Consider the following 24,285-nt stretch of genomic DNA (forward strand, 5'->3'; position numbering starts at 1 on the left):
CCTCCATGTCATTGGCCAAAAAAGAAGGCCGCCTAACGGCGGCCTCGCGCCGCGATCGCAGTCATGTGCGTTCGTCAGGTTCCTCGCCGCTCTCCAGCCGGCCGCGCAGCACCGTCGCGACGCGGCTCACGGTTTCGAGGTCCTTCATCGACAGCCCGTCGGCGAGGCCGTTCACCCAGGGCAGCTGCAGGCGCATGGCCGCGTCGAAGCTTTGCCGCCCCTTGGCGGTCAGTACGACGAGCTGGGCACGGCGGTGATGCGGGTTGGTTTCGAAGGCGACAAGCCCGTCCCGTTCGAGGTCGTTGACGATCCGCTGCACGTTCTGTCTGGCGGCGCCGAGGTCGCGCGCCAGCCATGCGACCGGTTGCGGGCGCTCGGCGGCAACGATTGCGCCGAGGATCTGCCAGCGCGCGCTGGTCAGCCCGAGCCCGGCCACCAGCCGGTCGCCTGATGTGAACAGCAGGCTGTTGAGCCTGAACAGGTCCGGAATCAGGGTGCTCAGGGCTTCGCCCGCCGGCGTTCGCTTTGCATTCGGCATTTGTCACCATACAATCGTATTGACATCATGATGTCAATTTCTATATGTATTCATCAGAACGAAATGACATCATAACACCATATCGAACGGAGCTAACCATGCCGCAGATGCGCCCCCTGGACCCCGCTTTCCCGATCGACCGCCAGCTCGCGGTCGACGCCAGCAACGTCGTGCTCGTCAACCTCTTCACGCTCGAAGCGGCCGATGAGAACAGCTTTCTCAAGGCCTGGCAGGACGATGCCGCCATCATGAAGCGGCAGCCGGGCTTCATCTCGACCCAGCTGCACCGCGCGATCGGCGACAGCCCGGCCTATCTGAACTACGCGGTCTGGGAATCCACCGCCGCCTTCCGCGCCGCGTTCACGAACCCGGAGTTCAGGGCCAAGCTCTCGGCCTATCCCGCCTCGGCGGTGGCCTCGCCGCACTTGTTCCAGAAGGTCGCGGTCCCGGGTGTGTGCGTGGGGTAACGGACTGTCAGGCCGTCGCGTCAAGGATCGCTCAGCTGTGCACCAGCATGCCGACCCCGAGCGTGGCGGCAGCGGCCAGAAACGAGATGTCCAGAAATCGCAGCGGCGCTTTCGGACGATGACCGGCAGAACCGGAAATGACGTAATAGACGCCATAACCCGCGCCGAGGACGACAAACGTCAGCGTTTGCTTGAACCAGAACGTCAAGACGATCGCAAAATCATCGATGCTGTCCAAAGCATAAGCGCCGAGCGCAAGCAACGCGCCGATCGCGTAGAACAGCACGAGCGTCAACGTCAGTGATTTGGCGTCGCGGGACATGCGATGATCCTTGCACCCCGATCGTAATCAAACTGCAAAAAAGAAGGCCGCCCGGAGGCGGCCTTCGATTGCGATGCGGATTGCGCGGGTAAGGCTTAGAAGCCGCCCATGCCGCCCATTCCGCCCATGCCGCCGCCGGCCGGCATGGCCGGCGCAGTTTCCTTCTTCGGCAGCTCGGCGACCATGGCTTCGGTGGTCACCAGCAGGCCCGCCACGGAGGAGGCGTCCTGGAGCGCGGTGCGCACCACCTTGGCGGGATCGATGATGCCCTTCTCGACCATGTCGACATAGTCCTCGGTCTGGGCGTCGAAGCCGAAGGTCTCGGACTTGTTCTCCAGGATCTTGCCGACGACGATCGAGCCTTCCACGCCCGCGTTTTCGGAGATCTGGCGGATCGGGGCTTCCAGTGCCTTCAGCACGATGTTGATGCCGGCCTGGACGTCGTCATTGGCGTTGGTGAGACGGCCCACCGCCTTCTTGGCGCGGAGCAGCGCGACGCCGCCGCCGGGGACGATGCCTTCCTGCACCGCAGCGCGGGTGGCATTGAGCGCATCCTCGACGCGGTCCTTCTTCTCCTTGACCTCGATCTCGGTGGCGCCACCGACGCGGATCACCGCGACGCCGCCGGCGAGCTTGGCGAGGCGCTCCTGGAGCTTCTCGCGGTCGTAGTCCGAGGTGGTCTCCTCGATCTGGGCCTTGATCTGGCCGACGCGCGCCTCGATGTCGGGCTTCTTGCCGGCGCCCTTGACGATCGTGGTGTTTTCCTTGTCGATCACCACCTTGCCGGCGCGTCCAAGCATCTTCACCGTGACGTTCTCGAGCTTGATGCCGAGTTCCTCGGAGATGAGCTGGCCGCCGGTGAGGATCGCGATGTCCTCCAGCATGGCCTTGCGGCGGTCACCGAAGCCCGGCGCCTTGACGGCCGCGACCTTGAGGCCGCCACGCAGGCGGTTGACGACCAGGGTCGCCAGCGCCTCGCCCTCGACGTCCTCGGCGATGATGACGAGCGGCTTGCCCGACTGCACCACGGCTTCCAGCACCGGCAGCATGGCCTGCAGGCCCGAGAGCTTCTTCTCGTGCAGGAGGATGTAGGCATCCTCGAGCTCGGCGGTCATCTTCTCGGCGTTGGTGACGAAGTAGGGGCTGAGATAGCCGCGGTCGAACTTCATCCCTTCGACGATGTCGACCTCGGTGTCGAGCGACTTGTTCTCCTCGACGGTGATGACGCCCTCGTTGCCGACCTTCTGCATCGCCTGGGCGATCATCTTGCCGATGGCGGCATCACCGTTGGCCGAGATGGTGCCGACCTGGGCGACCTCGGAGGAGGCGGCGACCGGCTTGGCGCGCTTCTCGATGTCCTTGACCACGGCCGCGACCGCGGTGTCGATGCCGCGCTTGAGGTCCATCGGGTTCATGCCGGCGGCAACCGCCTTGGCGCCCTCGCGCACGATGGCCTGGGCCAGCACGGTCGCGGTGGTGGTGCCGTCGCCGGCGGTGTCGTTGGTCTTCGAGGCGACCTCGCGCAGCATCTGGGCGCCCATGTTCTCGAACTTGTCCTCGAGCTCGATCTCCTTGGCGACGGTGACGCCGTCCTTGGTGATGCGGGGCGCGCCGAACGACTTCTCGATGACGACGTTGCGGCCCTTCGGGCCGAGCGTCACCTTGACGGCGTTGGCGAGAATGTCGACGCCGCGCAGCATGCGGTCGCGCGCGTCTCCGGAAAACTTGACGTCTTTGGCAGCCATTGATTTGAACTCCTGGAATGTTTCGGTGCGGGCGCCGGCATCTGCGCTCGTCGTTGCCGGGCTTGATCCGGCAATCCATCGTCCTTGCGAGAATCTTGCGAAGATTGATGGATGCCCGGGTCAGGCCCGGGCATGAGAGCTAGAGGGTGCGGCGGGTTCTGGAATTGCCGGCCTTATTACGCCAGCACGCCCATGATGTCCGACTCCTTCATGATCAGGAGCTCTTCGTTGTCGATCTTGACCTCGGTGCCCGACCACTTGCCGAACAGCACGCGGTCGCCGACCTTGAGGTCGATCGGGATCAGCTTGCCGGTCTCATCGCGGCCGCCGGGCCCGACGGCGACGACCTCGCCCTGCGACGGCTTTTCCTTGGCGGTGTCGGGAATGATGATGCCGCCCTTGGTCTTTTCCTCGGCGTCGATACGTTTGACCACGACACGGTCATGCAGCGGACGAAATTTGGATTTAGCCATGACGTTTCCCTTTGGAGGCTCGCTTTCAGGTCCGGTTCATCGGGACCGGCGTTGGATGCCGGCCCGGTCGGCGCTGGGCAGGACGCCCGACGCTTTTAGCAATCGTGGTGCAAGAGTGCTAATTGTGGGCCGGGAAATATGGCTTGGCGCAGTTTCTGTCAAGCAAACGGGTTAAGGCCTTGGTGAGGCCAATATAGGATGGTGGACCAGAAACCAAATCGTAGCGATGACGTAATTTTGTCAGACGTCATTGCTCCGTCTTAAGTTTTACGCTTGGCTGCGGGACGGGTGCGGCCGGGACATAGTCGGGGGATGCATATGATCAGGTCATTCAACGCGCGATTGGTCGCACGGTTCGCGGCTGTTTCGGCGCTGACGACACTCTTGGGGGCGTGCGGCAGCATGAGCCTGCCGTCGTTGTCGTCGAACCCTGAGCCGGCGCCAGCCGAGCCGGGGGTCGCCCCCGAAATGCCTGCCACCATCCGCGCGGACGAGATCGTCGGCCGCTGGGGTCTCGCCTCGTTCCAGAACCCGGCCGACCGCGCCCGTACCGAGGCTGCCGCCCGGGCGCAGTGCAAGAACCCCTATGTGATCACCGCTGGCCAGAACGGCGGCGTGATCATGCATCTGGCCGACCAGGCGACGCCGCAGGAGCTGCGGCTGAAGGGCTCGCCGAGCGGCAAGAACTACATCGGACCGGCGGGGCCGACCCCTGGCGAACAGGATCGCGAGATCATCTCCTTCGACGGTCGCGTCCTGATCACCCGCTTCATCGACAAGGACGCCGCCACCCGCTACGGCAACATGGTCTACGTCCGCTGCGCGCCGAGGGCGTAAAAGCGAGTGATCCGTTTTTCGACCGATCTACGGCCGCACAGCCGGTTCGCCTCTTCCCTTGTGGGAGAGGCCGGATCGCATCGCCAGATGCAGAGCGGGTGAGGGGTCTCCCTCCGCGCGTGACCCTCTCTCGTTTCCTGACTCGCGGATAGAACCCCTCATCCGGCGCGGACTGCGTCCGCGCCACCTTCTCCCACAAGGGGAGAAGGGAAGAAGACCCGCAAACACGGCCTTATCGCCGCACGCCAACCCGATTGACGCCGCCATTCAAATTGCCGCCCGCATTGTGGCGGACCGCAGCGCGCGCCACCGGACGAGGCCTGAGCACAACGCCTGCCCGCGCCACGCAGCCTGCCGGATAACCGACATACGTGCAGTAGATCACCGCGTTGGCCGGTGCCGGAGTGAGAGCGGCGCCTGCAAACCCCAACATCAGGCTCGCTGCTATTCCCGCAAACGTCACTGACTTGGTCGAAACAATGTTCGTCCGACGCATGGTGATCCTCCTCATCGCAAGTGAACCGAAGGTGATGGAGCCCGCTTCAGATGCGGCCCAAGGTATCGTCAGTGGCAAGGGGGAGGCGATGTTGACGTAGATCAACGCCGCGCGCGACCCGTCGCCGCGTGAGGTCGATCTGCTTCATCGTGAAAGAGGGCGGCTCGTTGAGCCGCCCTCTTGCGGTGGCGTTGCGCCGGTTTCACTGACAGACGTACATGCGGCCGTCAGCCATCTTGGTCATCGTGCCAGGCTCGCAGCCGATACCATTGGCTGCCTTGTACTCCGTCCATCCGGCATAGCCGTAATACGGGCTGATCCTTTGGTAGGCTCGTGCCGGATAGTAGGGCTGGCCAAAGTAGGGATCCGTCTGGGCGGCATACGAATTGGTCCAATCGTTTGTGCCCCAGCCGGAATAGGCCGGCGCAGTAGCGGCAGCCGCAGCGACAGCTGCCGTAGCGGCGACGCCCGCGCCAACCCCGTATCCGTAGGCGGCGCGCCGGGTTTGACGACGCGCAACGCCCGCGACGCTCACGGGCGTCAGCGGTCGGCCCACACGCGCCTGGGCGCTTTCGACCGAAGCCGAAATGCCGCCCTGCTCAGACCAGGTGACGGAGAACAGTGTCGCACAAACGAAAGTCGAGAGCGCAATTGCAGTATTCCTGACAATTCCTTGCGTCATGTTCAATCTCCGGTGTTGAGTACTCCAGTGGCTCCCCCCAAAATCAGTGATCTGATAACAAGGCGTACGCGATCAGCGCGAATGAAAGAGATCCGCCGCTGATCGTCACAGCTGCAAAAGGCGGCCTCGCGCTTCGGCAGCGTGCGAAAGATGGCAGTCCGCCCTCGTTGGATACGCACAGCGAATGGCTGCGAACCTGCGATTGTGTGATGAGTGGACGTGCAAGCCCCGCGCGGGGACGACCGGATTTACTCCGGAAGTCCCATGCAACCGGCACCCAGTGTTGGCCCCCGGCATACGCATGACAATTTCCCCTCACGCACAGTATGCGTCAGCGATGCCAAAGCTGCCAGTAACTTTCCAATTGTCGCAATTGGCACAAACTGCATGTGGTGGCCGCAATTTGGTTGGTTCGTCTATCTCTGGTGACTCGCTGCGAGCGCTGGCCCATGGCTCAAACAAAAACGCCGGCCTGAGGGCCGGCGTTTTGTATTCTGCCGATGCGATCGCTCAGTCGAACAGTGCGTCGATGTCGTCCTGCGAGGCATGGCCGACGTCCCCGGCGAGCTTCGGGCCGTTGAGCAGGCGGGCATCGCCCTCGCGGGTGTCGACGATCGCCGGGACGTGCGCCTTGATGGCGTCGACGCCGCCCCAGATGTCCATCATCGCATTGATGTGCTGCTCGATGAACTTCATCGTGGTCATGACCTTGCTGATGCGCTGGCCGGTCAGGTCCTGGAAGTTGCAGGCTTCGAAGATCGAGACCACGCGCTCCTGAATATCTTCGCTGAGCCGCTTTTGCTGGTCGGGCGTGACGTTGTTGGCCAGCGCGGTTGCGGCCTGGTCGATCGCCTCCACCGCTTCGAGGATCTGCTGGGTCGCCTGCTCGGTGCCGCCGACCACCGCGCCGAGCTCGCCATTGACCTTGGCCATCTCGCCGCCGTCGAAGCTCTTGCCGTGCAGCGTCGCGATCTCGCGCTTGGTGCGATCGATGGCATCGTGGATGAGGTCGAGCTCGACCTTCAGCTTCTCGCACTGCTCGATCTGTGCCCGGTAGGTATCGAGCAGTGCGTGGGTCTCGGCGACTTCGCGGGCGACCGCGGCATCGACGCTGTCGCCGGTGCGCTGTGCCGGTGCGGCGGCCATCTGGGCGCGGATCGAGCGAAGCTCGGCCATGATCTCGCGATGCATCGGACCGAGATCGGCGCCGCTGGAAACATCCGGCTCCGGCATCACCACCTCGCCCATCGCCTGCTCGACACGAAAACGCTTGCGCTTCACTGACATGATTTCATTCCCGCCCCTTCACTGAAGTCCGTTCTAGACAGAGCGGATTTAACGTCAGGTTCACGCCGGAACTGTTGGCGCGGATAGCGCGCAAACGCGGCGATACCGGCGATTAACCATGTCGCCGCGCCGTTCACGCAAAATAAACGCTGTCGGGGAAAACCGCGCTCCATTGCCGATGTGGTGAATCGAAACGGCCGCTCCGTTTACCAAACCGATGCGGTTTTCATTGCTTATTGACCACGTGCAACGGCGCAAAGTCGGCGCCGCGCGCATCACGTCACGACGAAACCAGTACAGAGTACGTCGATGTTCAGGAAAACCACGCTTGCGCTGCTCGCCGGCGCGTCTTCTCTTATTGCCGTTCCCCATCACGCCATGGCGATCGACGCGGCAGCGCCCGCCGGGCCCGCCGTCATCTATGCCAATCAGGGCGCTCCGCAGCCGCCGATGCGCACCGCCTACGTGCAGCCGCAGCGCCCCAACATGGGCGGCGGCTTCATCGAATTCCTGTTCGGCGATGCGCCGTCGTCGCAGGGTTATTCGCCGCAGCCGATGTATCAGCAGCAGCCGGGCTATTACGGCAACCGTCAGCTGCCGCCGATGGATCCGCAGCAGCAGATGCTCCGGCAGCAGGAAGAGGCCGCGGGCGATCCGCGGCAGCGTCCGTTCGATCCCAGATTCGAGAAACAGCTCGTTGACTATAACGGCAAGGAAAGTCCTGGCACGATCGTCGTCGATACGCCGAACAAGTTCCTCTATCTCGTCGAGGGCAACGGCAGGGCGATGCGCTACGGCATTGGCGTCGGCCGGCCCGGCTTCACCTGGTCCGGCGTGAAATCGATCACCGCCAAGCGCGAATGGCCGGACTGGACGCCGCCGAAGGAAATGCTCGCGCGTCGTCCCGATCTGCCCCGGCACATGGAAGGCGGTCCGGAAAATCCTCTCGGCGCCCGCGCGATGTATCTCGGCTCGACGCTCTACCGCATTCACGGCTCCAACGAGCCCTGGACCATCGGCACCAACGTCTCCTCCGGTTGCATCCGTATGCGCAACGAGGACGTCATCGACCTCTACGGCCGCGTCAATGTCGGCACCAGGGTCGTGGTAATGTGAAGTTGTAGCCGAGCGCGAAGCGGGTACGACGATTACGAAATCTGCGTCGTCCCGGCGCAGGCCGGGACCCATACGCCGCGGCTTCTCGGCTCGAGGCGGTGTGGGTTGCCGATCGTGCGCAACAATCGAGATCGGTGGTTATGGGTCCCGGCCGGCGCCGGGACGACGTCGGAATCAAAACGGCCGCTCGATGAGAGCGGCCGTCTGTGTTTCAGGTGGGACGCTTACGCGTAATTGCTGTCGTCTCCGCCGCCGTCGAAGCCGCCGTCATCGTCATCATTATCGAAGTCGTCGGAATCGTGGTCGTTGTCGTTGTTGTTGTCGTTGTTGTTGTTCTCATTGTTGTTGTTCGACGCCTGGTCGAACAGGCCGGAGCGCGAGCCGCTATCGCGGTTGGAGCCGATGTCGTTGACCCCGGCGTCACGCGCGAGGTCGCTTGACGACTGGTCGCCGCCCCAAGGACGCGACCCGCCACCGAGGCCGCCGGAATCGGCCAGCGACTGGTGGCTGCCGCCACCCATCATGCCGCGGATGCTGGAGAGCAGCAGCGAGCCGCCGACGACGCCCGCTGCGGCCGCTGCCGCCGTGCCGAGGAACGAGCCGCCACCGCCGCCCGGCGCGCCGCCGAACGCCGGCGGCTGCGGGCCGCCATAGCCCTGGCCGTAGGGTTGCGCGGGCTGGCCGTAAGGCTGGCCATAGCCGCCGCCGGCCTGCTGCATCGCCTGGCCCGAGTTCCAGACCGGGCGGCTGCCCGGATCGCGGCCGCCCATATCGGGCGCCCGCACCGGCGGCACCGAGCCGTGCTGCTGGCCCTGTCCGCCGAAGATCGCATCGCGCATCGAATCGAGGAAACCGCCGCCCTGCTGCTGGGCTCCCTGCTGCTGGCCGACCGCGGCCTCGAGTTCCTGGATCCGGTCATGGGCGCGCTTCAGCGCCTCGTCCTGCACCAGCGCGGTCTGCACCAGCGCGTAGACCGCATTCGGCGCGCTGCGCAGGCCCTGCATGATCGCGGACATGGCCTCGCCGTCGCGCGGGGCATTCTCCAGCTTGGCGAGCCGGTCGAAGAGATCGTCGATCAGTTGGCGTTCTTGCGGTGTCATGGCGTTCTCCATCGCGTCGATCGAATCGGCGCGTCCGAGATGTAGGACGGGGTTTGTGGCGCAAGGAGTGGGGGCCAGAATTAAATTTATGTATGCGACAATACGACCGGCGGCTTTTCGTGAACCTTGAGGGTTTTCGAGCGAAGCGGGGGGCCGGTTCGCGTGAAGAAAACGCGTCAAAAACAAGGGTCAGGCAAGTGTAACTTTATTCGAGTGTAACTTTATTCAGGGCCAGCAGCGCGGGGAAATCGTCGCCTGCAAGATAGGCATGCTCGGTCTCGCGCTGCGTCGTCAGCGGGTCGAGGCTCTTCAGCGTTTCATCGACGAAACCGGGATGGCACATCACAAGCCCGTCCTCCGGCATGCCGTCGAGGAAGCCCTGCATCAGCGCCGCGAAATCATTGCCGCGCGTAAAATCATAGGCGCCGGCGAAGGCCGGATTGAATCGCAGGCTTGCTCGCTGCGCCTTGATCCGGAACTGCGTGCTGAGCACGTTCAGCACCAGCGCCTTCGGCGCCGCCGCCAGCTGGCGCGCCAGCGGGCCTTCGCGGCCGCACTGCCGCACCCAGGCGTTGGGCGCGCGCTCCTTCACGGCGCGCACGAAGCCGTCGCGCACCTGCGGGTAGAGCTGCACATGCTGGTGGCCGTCGACGAAGTCGGGGGCGCGCCCGAACAGATCGTGGAAGGCGTCGAGCTGCGCCAGCACCTCGGCATGGACCAGTTCGGCGTCGAGCCGATGCATCAGGCCGGCGCGCAGCAGCCGCGGAAACGGCATGAACATGTCGCCGTCGAGCGGTCGGAAATGCATGGTGAGCGGCCGGAACGGCGCCGACAGCGTCACGTGCAATCCGATCGTGCAGCGCGGGCTGCTCGCCACCGATGCCGTGAGTGCGCTGGCCGCATCGCGGCCGATCGCCGGCGTCACGGTCATCACCGACGTCGCATTGAGGCGGCCGCGCTCGATCAGGTCGCGGATCGCGCGGTTGACGCCGTCGCTCAAGCCATAATCGTCAGCACACAGCCAGATCCGGCGCGGCGTATCGGTGTTCATTCCGCGGCGGTCCGCTCGGAGGCATTTTGCGCCGCGCCGCCGTCGGCGTGCTTCTCGCTGTGCTCGGCGACGAAGTAGATCGGGCGCGCCTTCAGCTCGGACAGGATCTTGCCGATATATTCGCCGACGATGCCGATCATGATGAGCTGCACACCGCCGATCGTCATCAGGCCGATCACGAGCGAGGGATAGCCGGGCACCTGCTTGCCGGTCGTGAACACCTCCCAGAGGATCGACAGGCCGAACAGGAAGGCACCGCCGGCGAGAATGACGCCGAGCAGGCTGGCGAAGCGCAGCGGTGCCACCGAGAACGAGGTCAGGCCCTCGATCGAGAGGCCGAGCAGGCTTGCGGCGTTGAAGGTGGTGACGCCGTGGGCGCGCGCCGCAGGCTCGTAGTCGACGCGGATCTGGCGAAAGCCGATCCAGCTGGCGAGGCCTTTGAAGAAACGGTTGCGTTCCGGCAACTGCCTGAGTGCGGTGACCGCGCGCGGCGAGAGCAGGCGGAAGTCGCCGGCGTCCTCGGGAATTTTCTGGCGTGCGCCCCAATTGATCAGCGCGTAGAAGCCGTGCACCGCCAGCCGCCGCGCGGCCGATTCGTTGTCGCGATGCGCCTTAGCGGTGTAGACGACGTCATAGCCGTCATCGATCCAGTGCCGCACCAGCTGTTCGATCAGTGCCGGCGGATGCTGGCCGTCCCCGTCCATGAACAGGACGGCGCCGAGCCGGGCATGGTCGAGGCCCGCCATCAGCGCGGCCTCCTTGCCGAAATTGCGCGACAGCGACACCACCTGGACGTCGATCGCGTCGGCGGGCAGGCTGCGCGCGATCATCAGCGTGTTGTCGGCGCTGCCGTCATCGACATAGATCACCTCGCAGGCGAGGCCGTAGCGGGCGCGCAGCGTCTTGGCGAGGTTGATCAGCCGCTCGTGCAGCGCCGCAAGCCCGGCCGCCTCGTTGTAGACGGGCACGACGATCGACAGACCCTGCCCGGCGGCGGTCTTGGCGGTCGTGGTCAGGCTGGAAACGTCAGAGCCCAGCATCATCGGTCAGGTTCCAGAACTAGAGCGTTTTCGAGCGATGTGGCCTTCCGCCTCGCACGAAGACACCGCGTCAAAACGAGAGATCCCTCGAACACAATATGGTACCGCAGGGTAGCTGTCGCCAACATGAACGGCGTGGCCGCCTCATTGTCGGAGGAACGCCTCGAGCTTGGCGAACAGCGGGTTCTCCCGATCGAACACGTAGTCCAGCGAGACCACCGAGACGGTCTCGGCGCCGTGCTCGCGCAGGAAGCTCGCCAGCGCATAGAGCTGACCCGGTGGGCAGTGCAGCGTCAGCATGCCTGACGAAGTCGGACCGCCGAACGGGGCAACCACGCCGAAACGGTTATGCGCCTCGGAGAGCAGCGCATCATTGCAGCCGGCGAAGCGGGTGCGGACCTCGCGATACTTGCTGGCACGGGCGCGCGCCGCGATATGGTCGAGGATCACGCGCGCGGTCTCGCGGGCGCCCTTCGACCAGTCGGCATCCTTCGACGCCACCAGATTGGCCTGGCTGCGCAGGATTATACCGTCGTCGAGCACCCGCAAGCCGTTGGCGGCGAGCGTTGCGCCCGTGGTGGTGATGTCGACGATCAGCTCGGCGCTGCCGGCCGCCGGCGCGCCTTCGGTCGCGCCTGCGCTTTCGACGATGCGGTAATCGCCGACGCCGTGTTTGGCGAAGAAGCCGCGCGTCAGATTGATGTATTTGGTCGCCACCCGCATGCGGTGATTGTGCTGCTCGCGGAAGCCGGTGGTGACATCGTCGAGGTCCGCCATGGTGCGGACGTCGATCCAGGCCTGCGGCACCGCGACGACGACGTCGGCATAGCCGAAGCCGAGCCCTTCGATCAGCGACACGCGCTTGTCGGCATCGGCGATGTTCTCGCGCACCAGGTCCTCGCCGGTGACGCCGAGATGCGCAAAGCCGCGGGCGAGTTGCGAGGCGATCTCGCTCGCCGAGAGATAGGCGACCTCGACATTGTCGAGACCTGCGATCGTGCCGCGGTAGTCGCGGGCGCCGCCGGCCTTCGACAGCTTGAGACCCGCGCGGGCGAAGAAGCTTTCGGCGTTTTCCTGCAGCCGCCCCTTGGAGGGAACGGCGACGACGAAGGGCGTGCTCATTGGGCGGCTCCGAAGGAGGTGGCCTGGCCATGCCGGGTCATCGCCTCGACCCAGACCGAGAAGCCGACCGCGGGAATAGGTTCAGCCGAGCCCAGCTGGGTCATCAGTCCATCATAGCGGCCGCCGGCGACCAGCGGCTCGGCGCCGTTGCCCCGGTGATGCAGCTCGAATTCGAAGCCGGTGTAATAGTCGAGGCCGCGTCCGAACGCGGTGGAGAACCGGGTCTTTCGGATGTCGATGCCGCGCGCGGCCATGAAGCCGATCCGGCTCTCGAGCTGGTCGATCGCGGCGGCAAGGTTCAGCTTGGCGTCGGCGGCGAGCGCGCGCAGCTGCGCGACCGCGTCGTCGGGATCGCCCGCGATCGCCAGGAAGCGCTTGATGGTCGCGATCGCCTCGCGCGGCAGCGCGCCGCCCTTCAGCGTCGATTGCTCGAGGAAGCGATCGGCGATCTCGGCCGTGGTGCGCCCGCCGACATTGGTGGTGCCGGCGATCGACATCAGATCGGTCACGAAGGCGAGTGCCGCCTTGCGGTCGGAGCCGGCGAGGGCGGCCAGGACGCCCTCATATTCGTTGCGGCCCGGTGCGGTCTTGAGCGTCAGCTGCTCGATGTCGTCGGTCAGCGAGACCTTGCGGTTGAAATCCTTGACCAGGCGGCGGCGCCAGACCGGATAGAGGTTGAGTGCATCCAGCAGGGCATTGAACAGCGCGACGTCGCCGGTGCGGATCTCGACATCGCGGACGCCGAAGGCGGCGGTCGCCTCCAGCGCCAGGGCCAACATCTCGGCATCGGCCGCGGCGCGGTCCTGGCGGCCGAACGATTCGATGCCGGCTTGCAGGAATTCACTGGCCTGCCCGCTACGGTAACGAAACACCGGGCCGAGATAGCTGAACCCGGCCGGCTGGCCGGCGCGGGTCGAGGCGAGATAGTCGCGCGCGACGGGAATCGTCAGGTCCGGGCGCAGGCAGAGCTCCTCGCCGGAGAGGTCCGTGGTGAGGTACAGGCTCTTGCGGATGTCCTCGCCGGAGAGATCCAGGAACGGCTCGGCCGGTTGCAGGATGGTCGGCTCGGACCTTTGATAGCCGGCCTGCGCGAACGAGGCCAGCAGCGCATCCGCCCAAACGGCGGATCCGGCGGCGGATCGTGGTGCGGCAGCTTCGGTCATCTCGACGTCCAACTAGGTCCGGACCAGGTTCCGGCGCGGGTTCCAAGGGTGGTTCGGGGCAGCCCTTACCATGGCCGGATCGGGGTTTCGACCGCGATCGGCCAAGTGGCTTAATGATTGCGTGCGTTAACGATTTTACGACGGCTTGGCTAGGCGAAACCGGAACGTTCGATGCTGATGGCAAATATTGCTAAAGTCTGTGGTCGCTCCCATAATTGGGGTAGGGAGAGTTCCACCATGAACATGAACGTCTCATTGACCGATGAGCTGAGCGAGTTCGTCAAAACCAAGGTTGCGAGCGGCCGCTACACCTCGGCAAGCGAGGTCGTGCGGGAGGCGCTGCGGATCATGGAGCAGACGGAAGAGGCGCGATTGGCGTTCCTTCGCAATGCCTGGGCGGCGGGACAGGCAAGTGGCGACGCTGGACCGGCTGATTTTGCCGAGATCAAGGCGCAGGGGCGAGCCCGGTTGAAGGCAGCGGGCAAGTAAATTGGGAGAGGTTCGCCTTTCCCGGCTCGCGCAGAGCGATCTCGCCGAAATCTGGCTTCTCATCGCATCCGACAAGGGGCCCGCGACGGCAGACCATTGGATCGATCGTATTGAAGCGCGGTGTGGTCAGTTGGCGCAATTCCCTAAATCGGGGCCGGCGCGTCCCGACATCGCCGATGGTGCGAGGATGCTGGTGATTTCGCGCTGGCTGGTGCTGTACGAGATGATGCCAGGCGGCGTGCGCATCATGCGCGTCATCGATGCCGCGCGGTCTCTTGGGGAGCTGGATTTGTCCGGCGAATAGACGGATTGCGGACCGCCATTCCGGCTAAAGCGCGATGAGATTAGGTTGAATCGTCATCGCGCCTTAGCTCTTTGTTTGAGCATGATCTTTTCGGAAAACCGCTTCGCACTTTTCCGGATCATGCTTTAGCCGTTACCTCTCCAGTCCCCCAGTGCGGCCTGCACCAGCGCCAGGGCCGCCACCGCGGCGGTGTCGGCTCGCATGATCCGGGGGCCGAGGGCCAGCCGCAGGATCTTGGGCTGCCGCAGCAGCAGTGCCCGTTCCTCCTCGGCGAAGCCGCCTTCGGGGCCGATCAGCACATCGATCCCGGCATTCGCAGCCGTTGCCGCCGCCAGCGCCTGCACCGGGCTTTCGACTTCGGCCGCCTCGTCGCAAAACACCAGCAGCCGCGCCGGGTCGCGGCCTGCCAGGAAACGTTCGAGGGGCAGGGGGTCGGCGACCTCGGCAAGCGAGATGATGCCGCATTGCTCGGCCGCCTCGACCACATTGGCGCGCATCCGCTCGGTATTGACCCGGGAGGCCTGGGTGAACCGTGTCAGGACCGGCTGCAGGGCGGCGGCGCCCATCTCGATCGCCTTCTGCACCATGTAATCCAGCCGGGCATGCTTGAGCGGCGCGAAGACGTAAGTGAGGTCGGGCAGTCGGTCCTGGGGCCGGGTCTGTGCCGCGACCGTCAGCGTGTCGGGGCGCTTGCGGCCGGAAATCCCGGCGCGCCATTCGCCGTCACGCCCGTTGAACACCAGCACGCTGTCGCCGGCGCCGAGCCGCAGCACGTTGCCGAGATAGTTGCTCTGATCGCGTTCGAGCGGAACGGTTGCGCCGGCGCCGAGTGGGGCGTCGACAAACAGGCGGGGGCTGCGGAAATCGAGTCCAGGCATGTCCGGCGGCTTCATTGCGGTGTGGCAAGTTTACCAAACTGCGCGACACCGTAATCCCGCGGACTCCTCAGGAACTCGCCAGCCAGGTAATATTGAGCGTCGATATATTGCTTCTGTCACCAAGTCATTTCTTTAGTCCAAGGGGCCGCTTGCACGCGGTCCCTTTTGCATTTCGGTCGCCCGCGGCGTGGGCCCATAAATCCAAACCGGGGCCTTGCCGAAAATCCTGTTCAGGCAAATTTGATGGTCCATTTTACCGCCGTTCGTAGCCTAAAGGCTTAGAATCGGGGAACAATTTAATGTGGCCGGTGTGGCCCTACGCCGCGCTGTCGCCCAAATCCACGGGTTGTTAAGGCCTCACAGGAATCGTAAAACGCCCCCAAAATTCGTTGCTTCGTTTTTGTTGCGCTGGGGTTGCCTGGACCTTTTGCCGGAGAAACACCCTCGATGATCCGCCGACTGATCGTGCTGACCGTTGCCGCGACCGCCCTGTCCGTGGGGCAGGCCGCCGCCCAGAGCGCCTTTCCGGCCCCGCTGCCCAATCAGCAAGGGAAGGCCGGCACCGCCTCGGATCCCGCGTTTCCGCCGGTCAATGGCATGCGTCCAAGCCAGGCCGGCACCGCCTCCGATTCCGCATTCCCGCCGGTCAACGGCCGCGCCGGCGGCCAGGGTCGGTGCCACGCCCTCGGCATTTCCGAGCAATGGCGCGGCCCCCATCGCCGGTGGCGGGCTGTCGTCGCCGCCCCCGCCGGGTGCAGCTGGTGGTGCCGGCGACGCCTGCATGAAGAATTTCACTCCGCTGCGTGAGGATGCGGAGAAGCGCGGCAAGGCGATCAAGGCGGCGAGCGATCGCCACGCCAGCCCCCAGGAGGCCTGCAAGCTGATCGGCAATTACAGCCAGGCCGAGATCAAGATGATCAAATATGTCGACACCAACGCGGCGAAGTGCGGAATTCCGCCGCAGATCGCCGACCAGCTCAAGGCAGGGCACAAGAATACCGAAGCGCTGCTGAAGAAGGTCTGCAACGTCGCGGAGCAGGCGGCGGCGCAGCCGCGTGGGCCTGCTGGGCCGACCTTGAGCGACGTGCTCGGTTCGTCCGCCTCGCTGCCGGAAGCGACGCCGAGCAAGAAGGGCGGCAGCACCTTCGATACGCTCAACGGCAACGTCCTGACCCGTTGATGGATCACCCATGAGCGATGTCTCCACCCGCGTTGCCAACTCCACAGGCAACTGGGTGGATACCCATGCGCCGGTCTGGACGCGGCCCTATCTGCGGCTTGCGCGCTTCGACCGTCCGATCGGCTCCTGGCTTCTCTTGATGCCATGCTGGTGGTCGGCGGCGCTCGCCGCCGGCATGGCGCATGACGTCCGCGGCCTGCCGCTCACCATCGTGCTGTTCTTCATCGGCGCCTTCGTGATGCGCGGGGCGGGCTGCACGTGGAATGACATCACCGACCGCGATCTCGACGACAAGGTCGAGCGCACGCGCTCGCGGCCGTTGCCGTCAGGGCAGGTGACCACGAAGCAGGCGCTGGCCTTCATGGTCGCGCAGGCGCTGATCGGCCTCCTGGTGCTGCTGCAGTTCAACCGCTTCGCGATCGCGACCGGCATCGCCTCGCTTCTGATCGTCGCGATCTATCCCTTCATGAAGCGCATCACCTGGTGGCCGCAGATCGTGCTCGGGCTCGCCTTCTCATACGGCGCGCTGATGGGATTTGCGGTGACGCTCGAGCGCATCGATGCGACCGCGATTGCGCTCTACGCCGGATCGATCGCCTGGGTGATCGCCTACGACACCATCTACGCCCATCAGGACGCCGAGGATGATGCGCTGATCGGCGTCAAATCCACCGCGCGCCTGTTCGGTGCACGCACCCATCGTGCGCTCGTGATCTTCTATGGTCTCGCCGTGCTCTTGATCGGCGTGGCGTTCGCACTCGCGGGGGCGCGGTGGCCGGCCTGGATCGGGCTAGCGGCGTTCGCGTTGCATCTCGCCTGGCAGGTCCGGCGGCTCGACATCGGCGATGGCGCGCTCTGCCTGCGCATCTTCAAGTCCAACCGCGACGCCGGCTTGATCCTGTTCGCGAGCCTGGTCGTCGACGCGGTGCTGCGCGCGGCGTGATGACTTCGCAGGATGGGTGGAGCGAAGCGATACCCATCATTCTCGCCGCAGGACAAGAGATGGGTTTCGCTTCGCTCTACCCATCCTACGCAGCTCGAAATGACGGCGAGAGGTGCGACAAATCACGCATGCGCGGGTGATGACACCGCGTGGTGTGAGACGATGAATCGAGACCCATCCTCATCGTCGTCCCTGCGAAAGCAGGGACCCATAACCACAAATGGTTATTGGTTGACGATGCCGGAGCGACGAGTCCCTTCAACAACGAAAGCCGCGGCGTATGGGTCCCTGCTTTCGCAGGGACGACAACCGTTGTGAGGCAAGCTGCGTGCGAAGAAACGCCGAACTCAATCCCGCGCGATGATCTCGCGTTCGCCGCGATGTACGCTGGTGCCGTTACGGCTGACACCGGCGCGGCGGCGGACCAGGAATTTGGGTCTCCGCGCGCGGATCGCGTTGCGGCGACGGCGGCGCGGCGAGGGCGTCCGCGGCGCCGGCTCGGTCAGTTGCGGGAGACGGAAGATGTCGCTCCACATCTGCCAGGCGGAGCTGATCTCCTCGGCGTCCGAACTGGAGCCGAGCGGAATGCTGAGCGCGGGATCGCGGTGAACCAGCACCAGCATCTGCGCGTCGTCGATGCCGCGCACCGCGACGCCGAGAAAGTCGCTGACGCGAACGTTGATCGCCATCTGCATGCCGCGGACGGCACGGCGCAGCACGACACGCTCGCGATGAAGCTCGATCTGCCGCATGCCGCCATCCGCACGCGCGTCCTGCGCGTGGAAGCTGAGCGGAAGGGAAAGAGGGTCGAGCCGCAATGCGCAGCTCGACCCGGCGGAATTGATTCCGCTTGTTGGTGTTTGACGCCTCAAAGCTCTGTCTCCCCGCCGGGATTTTGTTCCCGGTCGTTGGGTGAGAGCCTAGCCGAGCGATGTCCGTTCCCCCTTAAAAAGCCTGGTTAATCCCTCCTCACCTCGTGCCATGATTGACAAGAGGTTGGCCCGCATGATTGACGAAGCCTTGCCCCGATCACTCAAATCTTTGTTGCCTGCCGGCGCAAAGTGCTTGAAATCCCTGTGAAACCGGCACATCTGGTGGATCTGTCGACCTCGTTCCGGGCCCCCCTCAATCCGCAGGAATTCGTTCGTGAACTCTTCACCATCTGCATCGCGACACGGCGATAGCTCCGATCTGTTCGACCAATCGGGCCTGAGCGACCTTGCACAGCGGCTGGTCGAGGCGGCCAGGCGCGCGGGGGCGGATGCGGCCGATGCGGTTGCGGTGCGCGGCGTCTCGCAAGGCGTCGAGGTCCGCGACGGCCGTGTCGAGGAATCCGAACGGTCGGAGGGCGACGATGTCGGCCTGCGGGTGCTGGTCGGCCAGCGCCAGGCGGTGGTCTCGACCAACGACGTCAGCGGCGATGCCGTGACCAAGCTCGCCGAGCGTGCGGTCGCGATGGCGCGTGTTGCGCCCGACGACAAATATGTCGGCCTCGCCGATCCCGCGCTGCTCGCGCGCGACTTCCCCGATCTCGACCTGCTCGATCCCAAGGTTCCGAGCACGGCCGAACTGGAGCAGCGCGCGATCGAAGCGGAGGCTGCGGCGCTCGCGGTCAAGGGTGTCACGAAGTCCGGCGGCGCGTCGGCCTCGACCGGGATCGGCGGCATGGTGCTGGTGACGTCGACCGGCTTCCACGGTTCTTATCTGCGCTCCAGCCACGGCATCTCGACGACGGCGATTTCCGGTGAGGGCACCGGCATGGAGCGCGACTATGATTTCACCAGCGCGCCGCATGCCTCCGACCTCGATTCACCTGCTACCGTTGGTCGCAAGGCCGGGGAGCGCGCGGTGGCGCGGTCGAATCCGCGCAAGGTCGAGACCTGCAAGGTGCCGGTCGTGTTCGATCCGCGCGTTGCCGGCTCCCTGGTCGGCCACCTCGTCGGCGCCATCAACGGCGCCTCGATCGCGCGCAAGACCAGCTTCCTGAAGGACAAGCTCGGCCAGCAGCTCTTCGCCAACAACATCCGCATCATCGACGATCCGCTGCGCCGGCGCGGCCTGCGCTCGCAGACCTTCGATGCCGAAGGCGTCGCGGCGAAGAGGATCGCGCTGGTCGACGAGGGCGTGCTGACGACCTGGCTGCTCGATTGCGCCACCGCGCGCGAGCTCGGCCTGGTGACGACGGGGCATGCGCATCGCGGCGTGTCGTCCTCGCCGTCGCCCGGAACGTATAATCTGCATCTCGAGCCGGGTGCGGTGACGCCGAAGGAGTTGATCTCCGATATCAAGCAAGGGTTCTATGTCACCGATTTGATCGGCTCCGGCGTCAACGGCGTCACCGGCGATTACAGCCGCGGCGCCTCCGGTTTCTGGATCGAGAACGGCGAGATCACCTATCCCGTCAGCGAAGTGACGATCGCCGGGCATCTGTTCGAGATCTTCAAGTCGATGCAGCCCGCGAACAATCTCGAGTTCCGCTACGGCATCAATGCGCCGACGGTGCGCATCGAGGGTTTGACGCTTGGCGGACGCTGATACGGACGACTGGACCAAGGCGCGCGATGCCGCCTTGCTGACCAGATCGGTGCAGGAAGCGGGCCGGCTCGCATCGTCGCTGTTCCGCACCGAATTGAAGAACTGGATCAAGGGTGCGTCCTCGCCGGTCTCCGAGGCCGACATCGCGGTCAACAACCTGCTGGAGCAGCAGCTGCGTTCGGCAACGCCTGGCTACGGCTGGCTGTCGGAAGAGAGCGCCGACAACAACGCCCGCCTCGGCAGGCGCTTCACCTGGATCGTCGATCCGATCGATGGCACCCGCGCCTATCTCGCCGGCCGCGAGGACTGGTGCGTCAGTGTGGCGCTGGTTGAAAATGCAACGCCGGTGCTCGCGGCGGTGTATGCGCCGGTCAGCGAGGAATTCTTCTTCGCCGCCCGCGGACAGGGCGCCACCCTGAACGACGGCGCGGTGCATGCAACCGCAGGCACCGATTTCAACTTTCCGCGGATGGCGGGACCGAAGCCGCTGGTGCAGCGGCTCAGCCCGACGCCGGACGAGATCACGCTCTATCCGCGGATCGGATCGCTGGCGCTACGGCTGTGCCGTGTAGCACAAGGTCGACTTGACGCGGCCTTTGCAGGCGGGCAAAGCCGCGACTGGGATCTTGCCGCCGCGAATTTGATCGTGCAGGAAGCGGGTGGTAAGATGACCGCGCTCTCGGGGGACGCGATTGAGTACAATCGCCGGGAGGTGACGCATGGGGTGCTGGTGGCAGCAGGACGCGAACGTCATGCACGCATTGTCGAGCATTTTCGCAGCCGTCCTTTGCCGTGAGGCCTCGCCGATCCGTGCCGCGTTTCCGATTGTGACGACCAGACCTGTTGCGACAGCCTTGTGACGACCAGCCTTGTGACGACCAGACCTGTGACGACCACGACTTCATTTGTTTGCCGGGCATCTCGTTAGGAAAAGCACCATCATGTCAGACAATGCCCAGCCCCAGCTGCTTCACCTCGTGATCGGCGGCGAGTTGACCGATCTTGAGCACAACACCTTCAAGAATCTGGACGAAGTCGAGATCGTCGGCGTCTACCCGAACTATGCGACCGCCTATGCAGCCTGGAAGGCGAAGGCGCAGCAGACCGTGGACAACGCCCAGATGCGCTATTTCGTCGTTCATCTCCACCGGTTGCTCGATCCTGAGCAGGACACAAAGCATTCCCATTGAAACGACTTTTTCGCGATCTGCTGCGCAGCGGCTTCGTGCAGCGCGCGCTGGGTGTGCTTGCGGCCGAGTATCTGCGGCTGGTGTGGTACACCAACCGCTTCAGCTACCAGCCGCATGACGTGTACGGGATCGTCGAGCCACTGATGCCGGCGATCTTCGTGTTCTGGCACGGCCAGCACTTCATGACGCCGTTCATCAAGACCAAGGAGAGCTATCGGGCCAAGGTCCTGATCTCCCGGCACCGCGACGGCGAGTTCAATGCGATCGCGGCCGAACGGCTCGGCATCGGCACCATCCGCGGCTCCGGTGACCATGGCGGGGCGTTCCATCGCAAGGGGGGTGTGGGTGCCTTCCTGGAGATGGTTCGGGCGCTGGAAGACGGCTGCAACATGGCCACGACGGCCGACGTGCCGAAGCGGGCGCGGGTGGCGGGCCTCGGGGCCATCATGCTGGCGCGGGAGACCGGCCGGCCGATCATCCCCTTTGCGATGGTCACCAGCCGATTCATCCGGTTGAAAAACTGGGATTCGACCACCATCAATTTGCCATTCGGGCGCGGCGCAGTGGTAGGTATTGAGCCGGTCTATGTGCCGCCCGACGCCGACGCCGCGACGATGGAAAAGCTTCGGCAGCACGTGGAGGAACTTCTCAACGAAGCGACCCGACGTGCCTATGCAGCGGTCGGGCGGCCGGAGGCAGCGCTTGGCTAGCTCGCTACCGATGACGTTGCGTGTGTACCGCAAGCTGTCGTCCGCGATGGTGCCGCTTGCGCCTGCACTGATCAAGCGGCGGCTGAAGCAGGGTAAGGAGGATCCCGCGCGCGTCGGCGAGCGGCGGGGGCTGTCCCGTGACGTGCGGCCGCATGGCCCGCTGGTCTGGATTCACGGCGCCAGCGTCGGCGAGGTGCTGGCCGCGGCGGCGCTGATCGGGTGCCTGCGCGATCTCAATCTGCGCATCCTGCTCACCTCGGGCACCGTCACCTCGGCGGCGGTGGTGGCAAAGCGCTTTCCGCCTGACGTCATCCATCAATACGTACCGTACGACTCTCCGCGCTATGTCGCGCGCTTCCTCGATCACTGGAAGCCGTCGCTGGCGCTGTTCATCGAATCCGACCTGTGGCCGAACCTGATCCTCGCCGGCGCGGCGCGCCGGGTGCCGATGGTGCTGATCAACGGGCGGATGTCGCCGCGCTCCTTCCCGCGCTGGCGCCGGGTCTCCAACACCATCGGCGCGTTGCTCGGCCGGTTCGACATCTGCCTCGCGCAGTCGAATACCGACGCCGAACGCTTTGCCGCGCTCGGCAGCCACAACGTCGTCGTCACCGGCAACCTCAAGCTCGACGTCGCGGCGCCGCCGGCCGATCCGGCCAAGCTGGAGCGTCTGATGTCGGTGACGCGCGGCCGCGCCATCGTGGTGGCCGCGTCGACCCATCCCGGCGAGGAAGAGATCCTGATCGAGGCGCACAAGTCGCTCGCGGGATTCTTCCCCGGCCTGCTGACGGTGATCGTGCCGCGGCATGCCGCGCGCGGCGAGGCGGTGGCGCGGCTGGTGACGGAGGCCGGCCTGCGCCCCGGCCTGCGCTCGCACGAGGATCTGCCGGTCGCGACAACAGATATCTATGTCGCCGACACCATGGGCGAGCTTGGCCTGTTCTATCGTCTCTCGCCGATCGTGTTCATGGGCGGATCGCTGATCCACCATGGCGGCCAGAATCCGATCGAGGCGATCAAGCTCGGCGCGGCGATTGTCCACGGTCCGCACGTCTTCAACTTCGCCGACGTCTATGAAGCGCTCGACGGCAGCGGCGGAGCGCGCCAGGCCGATACGCAGGAGGCGCTGGTCAAGCAGCTCGGCCTGTTCCTCGCGGATTCCGCGGCACGCGACACGTCGCTGGCGGCCTCCGAGCGCGTGGTCGAGCAGCTCGGCGGTGCGCTCGATCGCACCATGACCGCGCTCGAGCCGTATCTGCTGCAGTTGCGCATCGAGATGGGGGCTGCGAATGCGTGAGCCGGCCTTCTGGTACCGGCCGTCGTCTTGGACATCGCAACTGCTCCAACCGCTTGCCGCGCTTTACGGCGCGGTCGCCGCACGGCGGATGCGGCAATCCGGCGTGGACGCCGGCATTCCCGTGATCTGCGTCGGCAACTACCATGTCGGCGGCGCCGGCAAGACGCCGACCGTGCTGGCGCTGACAAAATTGCTGCGCGAAATTGACGAGCGGCCGGTGGTGCTCAGCCGCGGCTATGGCGGCAGGCTCGCTGGCCCGGTCAAGGTCGATCGCGACAGCCACACGGCGGCCGATGTCGGCGACGAGCCGCTGATGATGGCGGCGTGCTTGCCGGTCGTGGTGTCGCGCGACCGCGCCGCAGGCCTGGCGCTGGCGCGCGCGCAGGACGCAAGCGTGATCCTGATGGATGACGGCTTCCAGAATCCCTCGGTGGCGAAGGATGCTTGCCTGATCGTGATCGACGGCACGCGCGGCGTCGGCAGTGGCCGCGTGATTCCGGCGGGACCGTTGCGCGCGCCGCTGGTGCCGCAGCTGGAACGGACCGACGCGCTGATCGTGGTCGGCGAGGGGAGCGCGGCGCAAAGGATTGCGGCCGATCTGGCGTCCCGCGGCAAGCCGGTGCTGTCGGCGCATCTGAAGCCGGACCAGGCTTCGCTGGCGGCGCTGAGCGGAACGCGTGCGCTCGCCTTTGCCGGCATCGGCGATCCCGCGCGCTTCTTCAACACGTTGCGCTCAAGCGGCGTCGACGTCGTGTGCAGCAAGGCTTTCGCCGATCATCACGCCTTCACCAAGGAGGAGATCGAAGCGCTCGTTGCCGAGGCGCGTGGCGACGGACTGACGCTGGTGACGACGGAAAAGGATCTCGCGCGGTTGCGTGGTCCGGACGGGATGCCGGCCTGGGCGCAGGCGATCGTGCCGTTCGCGGTGACGCTGCAATTCGACGATGGCGACGCGCTGCGGCGCCTGGTGGCCGATCAGCTGTTCAGGGCGCGGGACAGGAGGCTGCGCAAATGAACCCGGCGTCGAGCCTAGGCCTGCGGCTTGAGGACGCCGGGATGGTGGCGCTGCAGCACGGCCGTCGGGTGTGGCGTAGGCCTCCTGCAGATCCACGCTCCAGTACTTCAACTCATCGAGCGGAATCCGTGTGTCGGTGATCGCGCAGCGCACGTAGGTCCCCGGCGAGATCACGCGGAAATCGCCGTCGAGATACTGCACCTGCGCTTCGCCATGGCCCGAGGGGCCGAACTTGTTCAGCACGATTGAGCTCTCCGCCTTGCCTCCGACGAGGCCATCTGGATGTCGATGGAACCGTCTATCAC

At 65.2% G+C, this 24,285-nt stretch carries 26 protein-coding genes and 2 pseudogenes; 13 read left to right on the forward strand and 15 right to left on the reverse strand.

Annotated features, from left to right (window positions below; genetic code table 11):
* Positions 1–61: 61 nt before the first annotated feature.
* A complete protein-coding gene (locus RX327_RS07015) occupies positions 62–538 on the reverse strand; it encodes a MarR family winged helix-turn-helix transcriptional regulator (RefSeq protein WP_050384231.1) in 477 nt (158 codons plus the stop codon).
* A gap of 98 nt (positions 539–636) precedes the next feature.
* Between RX327_RS07015 and RX327_RS07020 the strand changes: the two genes are divergently transcribed.
* Complete coding sequence (locus RX327_RS07020; protein WP_050384230.1) at positions 637–1,005, forward strand: antibiotic biosynthesis monooxygenase family protein; 369 nt, start codon at positions 637–639, stop codon at positions 1,003–1,005.
* 31 nt (positions 1,006–1,036) lie between these two features.
* On the opposite strand, the gene RX327_RS07025 is transcribed toward RX327_RS07020, so the two are convergent.
* The 3 genes from RX327_RS07025 to groES all read right to left on the reverse strand — a co-directional run bounded on the left by RX327_RS07025 (position 1,037) and on the right by groES (position 3,545).
* The gene (locus tag RX327_RS07025) at positions 1,037–1,327 is read right to left on the reverse strand and encodes a hypothetical protein (RefSeq protein ID WP_050384229.1); all 291 of its coding nucleotides are present in this window, start codon (positions 1,325–1,327) and stop codon (positions 1,037–1,039) included.
* A 95-nt stretch (positions 1,328–1,422) separates the two neighbouring features.
* Positions 1,423–3,072 carry a chaperonin GroEL gene (gene groL, locus RX327_RS07030; protein ID WP_317249853.1) on the reverse strand — a complete coding sequence of 550 codons (1,650 nt, stop codon included), beginning with the start codon at positions 3,070–3,072 and terminating at the stop codon, positions 1,423–1,425.
* Between the two features lie 176 nt (positions 3,073–3,248).
* Entirely contained in the window at positions 3,249–3,545 is a 297-nt protein-coding gene (groES, locus tag RX327_RS07035) for a co-chaperone GroES (RefSeq protein ID WP_025033779.1), read from the reverse strand.
* 318 nt (positions 3,546–3,863) lie between these two features.
* Between groES and RX327_RS07040 the strand changes: the two genes are divergently transcribed.
* A complete protein-coding gene (locus tag RX327_RS07040) occupies positions 3,864–4,382 on the forward strand; it encodes a hypothetical protein (RefSeq protein WP_317249854.1) in 519 nt (172 codons plus the stop codon).
* A gap of 232 nt (positions 4,383–4,614) precedes the next feature.
* On the opposite strand, the gene RX327_RS07045 is transcribed toward RX327_RS07040, so the two are convergent.
* From RX327_RS07045 to RX327_RS07055, 3 genes are all read right to left on the reverse strand, one after another.
* Complete coding sequence (locus tag RX327_RS07045; protein WP_152977546.1) at positions 4,615–4,893, reverse strand: hypothetical protein; 279 nt, start codon at positions 4,891–4,893, stop codon at positions 4,615–4,617.
* Between the two features lie 187 nt (positions 4,894–5,080).
* The gene (locus RX327_RS07050) at positions 5,081–5,560 is read right to left on the reverse strand and encodes a hypothetical protein (protein ID WP_244481940.1); all 480 of its coding nucleotides are present in this window, start codon (positions 5,558–5,560) and stop codon (positions 5,081–5,083) included.
* A 510-nt stretch (positions 5,561–6,070) separates the two neighbouring features.
* The gene (locus tag RX327_RS07055) at positions 6,071–6,847 is read right to left on the reverse strand and encodes a protein phosphatase CheZ (RefSeq protein WP_317249855.1); all 777 of its coding nucleotides are present in this window, start codon (positions 6,845–6,847) and stop codon (positions 6,071–6,073) included.
* A 309-nt stretch (positions 6,848–7,156) separates the two neighbouring features.
* Between RX327_RS07055 and RX327_RS07060 the strand changes: the two genes are divergently transcribed.
* The gene (locus RX327_RS07060; protein WP_317249856.1) at positions 7,157–7,963 is read left to right on the forward strand and encodes a L,D-transpeptidase; all 807 of its coding nucleotides are present in this window, start codon (positions 7,157–7,159) and stop codon (positions 7,961–7,963) included.
* Between the two features lie 224 nt (positions 7,964–8,187).
* Here the strand turns inward: RX327_RS07060 and RX327_RS07065 are convergent, their stop codons facing one another.
* From RX327_RS07065 to RX327_RS07085, 5 genes are all read right to left on the reverse strand, one after another.
* Positions 8,188–9,063 (reverse strand): DUF2076 domain-containing protein, encoded by an 876-nt coding sequence (locus tag RX327_RS07065; protein ID WP_317249857.1) that lies wholly within the window; start codon positions 9,061–9,063, stop codon positions 8,188–8,190.
* A 205-nt stretch (positions 9,064–9,268) separates the two neighbouring features.
* Positions 9,269–10,114: a ChbG/HpnK family deacetylase gene (locus RX327_RS07070; RefSeq protein ID WP_317249858.1), complete on the reverse strand. Its 846-nt coding sequence runs from the start codon at positions 10,112–10,114 to the stop codon at positions 9,269–9,271.
* Entirely contained in the window at positions 10,111–11,157 is a 1,047-nt protein-coding gene (locus tag RX327_RS07075; protein WP_317249860.1) for a glycosyltransferase family 2 protein, read from the reverse strand. The genes RX327_RS07070 and RX327_RS07075 overlap by 4 nt, the downstream gene beginning before the upstream one ends.
* A gap of 141 nt (positions 11,158–11,298) precedes the next feature.
* The gene (hisG, locus tag RX327_RS07080) at positions 11,299–12,276 is read right to left on the reverse strand and encodes an ATP phosphoribosyltransferase (protein WP_317249861.1); all 978 of its coding nucleotides are present in this window, start codon (positions 12,274–12,276) and stop codon (positions 11,299–11,301) included.
* Complete coding sequence (locus RX327_RS07085; RefSeq protein WP_317249862.1) at positions 12,273–13,439, reverse strand: ATP phosphoribosyltransferase regulatory subunit; 1,167 nt, start codon at positions 13,437–13,439, stop codon at positions 12,273–12,275. Before RX327_RS07085 ends, hisG begins: the two co-directional genes overlap by 4 nt.
* 171 nt (positions 13,440–13,610) lie before the next feature.
* On the opposite strand from RX327_RS07085, the gene RX327_RS07090 reads away from it, so the two are divergent.
* Complete coding sequence (locus tag RX327_RS07090) at positions 13,611–13,928, forward strand: type II toxin-antitoxin system ParD family antitoxin (protein WP_244481939.1); 318 nt, start codon at positions 13,611–13,613, stop codon at positions 13,926–13,928.
* 1 nt (position 13,929) lies between these two features.
* Positions 13,930–14,232 carry a type II toxin-antitoxin system RelE/ParE family toxin gene (locus RX327_RS07095; RefSeq protein WP_317249863.1) on the forward strand — a complete coding sequence of 101 codons (303 nt, stop codon included), beginning with the start codon at positions 13,930–13,932 and terminating at the stop codon, positions 14,230–14,232.
* Positions 14,233–14,357: 125 nt separating this feature from the next.
* On the opposite strand, the gene RX327_RS07100 is transcribed toward RX327_RS07095, so the two are convergent.
* Complete coding sequence (locus RX327_RS07100) at positions 14,358–15,110, reverse strand: 16S rRNA (uracil(1498)-N(3))-methyltransferase (RefSeq protein WP_317249864.1); 753 nt, start codon at positions 15,108–15,110, stop codon at positions 14,358–14,360.
* Between the two features lie 447 nt (positions 15,111–15,557).
* Here RX327_RS07100 and RX327_RS07105 point away from each other — a divergent pair.
* Positions 15,558–16,290, forward strand: a pseudogene (locus tag RX327_RS07105) (hypothetical protein).
* Between the two features lie 10 nt (positions 16,291–16,300).
* Entirely contained in the window at positions 16,301–17,233 is a 933-nt protein-coding gene (gene ubiA / locus RX327_RS07110; protein WP_317249865.1) for a 4-hydroxybenzoate octaprenyltransferase, read from the forward strand.
* 347 nt (positions 17,234–17,580) lie between these two features.
* On the opposite strand, the gene RX327_RS07115 is transcribed toward ubiA, so the two are convergent.
* On the reverse strand, positions 17,581–18,105 hold the full coding sequence (locus tag RX327_RS07115; protein ID WP_317249866.1) for a DUF6101 family protein: 525 nt from the start codon (positions 18,103–18,105) through the stop codon (positions 17,581–17,583).
* A gap of 274 nt (positions 18,106–18,379) precedes the next feature.
* On the opposite strand from RX327_RS07115, the gene RX327_RS07120 reads away from it, so the two are divergent.
* The 6 genes from RX327_RS07120 to lpxK all read left to right on the forward strand — a co-directional run bounded on the left by RX327_RS07120 (position 18,380) and on the right by lpxK (position 23,980).
* Positions 18,380–19,768 carry a TldD/PmbA family protein gene (locus RX327_RS07120; RefSeq protein ID WP_317249867.1) on the forward strand — a complete coding sequence of 463 codons (1,389 nt, stop codon included), beginning with the start codon at positions 18,380–18,382 and terminating at the stop codon, positions 19,766–19,768.
* Entirely contained in the window at positions 19,755–20,564 is an 810-nt protein-coding gene (locus RX327_RS07125; RefSeq protein ID WP_317249868.1) for a 3'(2'),5'-bisphosphate nucleotidase CysQ, read from the forward strand. The genes RX327_RS07120 and RX327_RS07125 overlap by 14 nt, the downstream gene beginning before the upstream one ends.
* 145 nt (positions 20,565–20,709) lie before the next feature.
* A complete protein-coding gene (locus tag RX327_RS07130) occupies positions 20,710–20,958 on the forward strand; it encodes a DUF4170 domain-containing protein (protein ID WP_016848023.1) in 249 nt (82 codons plus the stop codon).
* Positions 20,955–21,668, forward strand: a complete 714-nt coding sequence (locus RX327_RS07135) for a lysophospholipid acyltransferase family protein (protein WP_317249869.1) — start codon at positions 20,955–20,957, stop codon at positions 21,666–21,668. The genes RX327_RS07130 and RX327_RS07135 overlap by 4 nt, the downstream gene beginning before the upstream one ends.
* Positions 21,631–22,965, forward strand: a complete 1,335-nt coding sequence (locus RX327_RS07140; RefSeq protein WP_317251213.1) for a 3-deoxy-D-manno-octulosonic acid transferase — start codon at positions 21,631–21,633, stop codon at positions 22,963–22,965. The genes RX327_RS07135 and RX327_RS07140 overlap by 38 nt, the downstream gene beginning before the upstream one ends.
* Entirely contained in the window at positions 22,958–23,980 is a 1,023-nt protein-coding gene (lpxK, locus tag RX327_RS07145) for a tetraacyldisaccharide 4'-kinase (RefSeq protein WP_317249870.1), read from the forward strand. Before RX327_RS07140 ends, lpxK begins: the two co-directional genes overlap by 8 nt.
* 14 nt (positions 23,981–23,994) lie before the next feature.
* Here the strand turns inward: lpxK and RX327_RS07150 are convergent.
* Positions 23,995–24,223, reverse strand: a pseudogene (locus RX327_RS07150) (DUF2093 domain-containing protein).
* Positions 24,224–24,285: the final 62 nt, after the last annotated feature.

Origin of the sequence: Bradyrhizobium sp. BEA-2-5 (assembly GCF_032918025.1) — a bacterium.
GTDB classification, from domain to species: Bacteria; Pseudomonadota; Alphaproteobacteria; order Rhizobiales; family Xanthobacteraceae; genus Bradyrhizobium; species Bradyrhizobium pachyrhizi.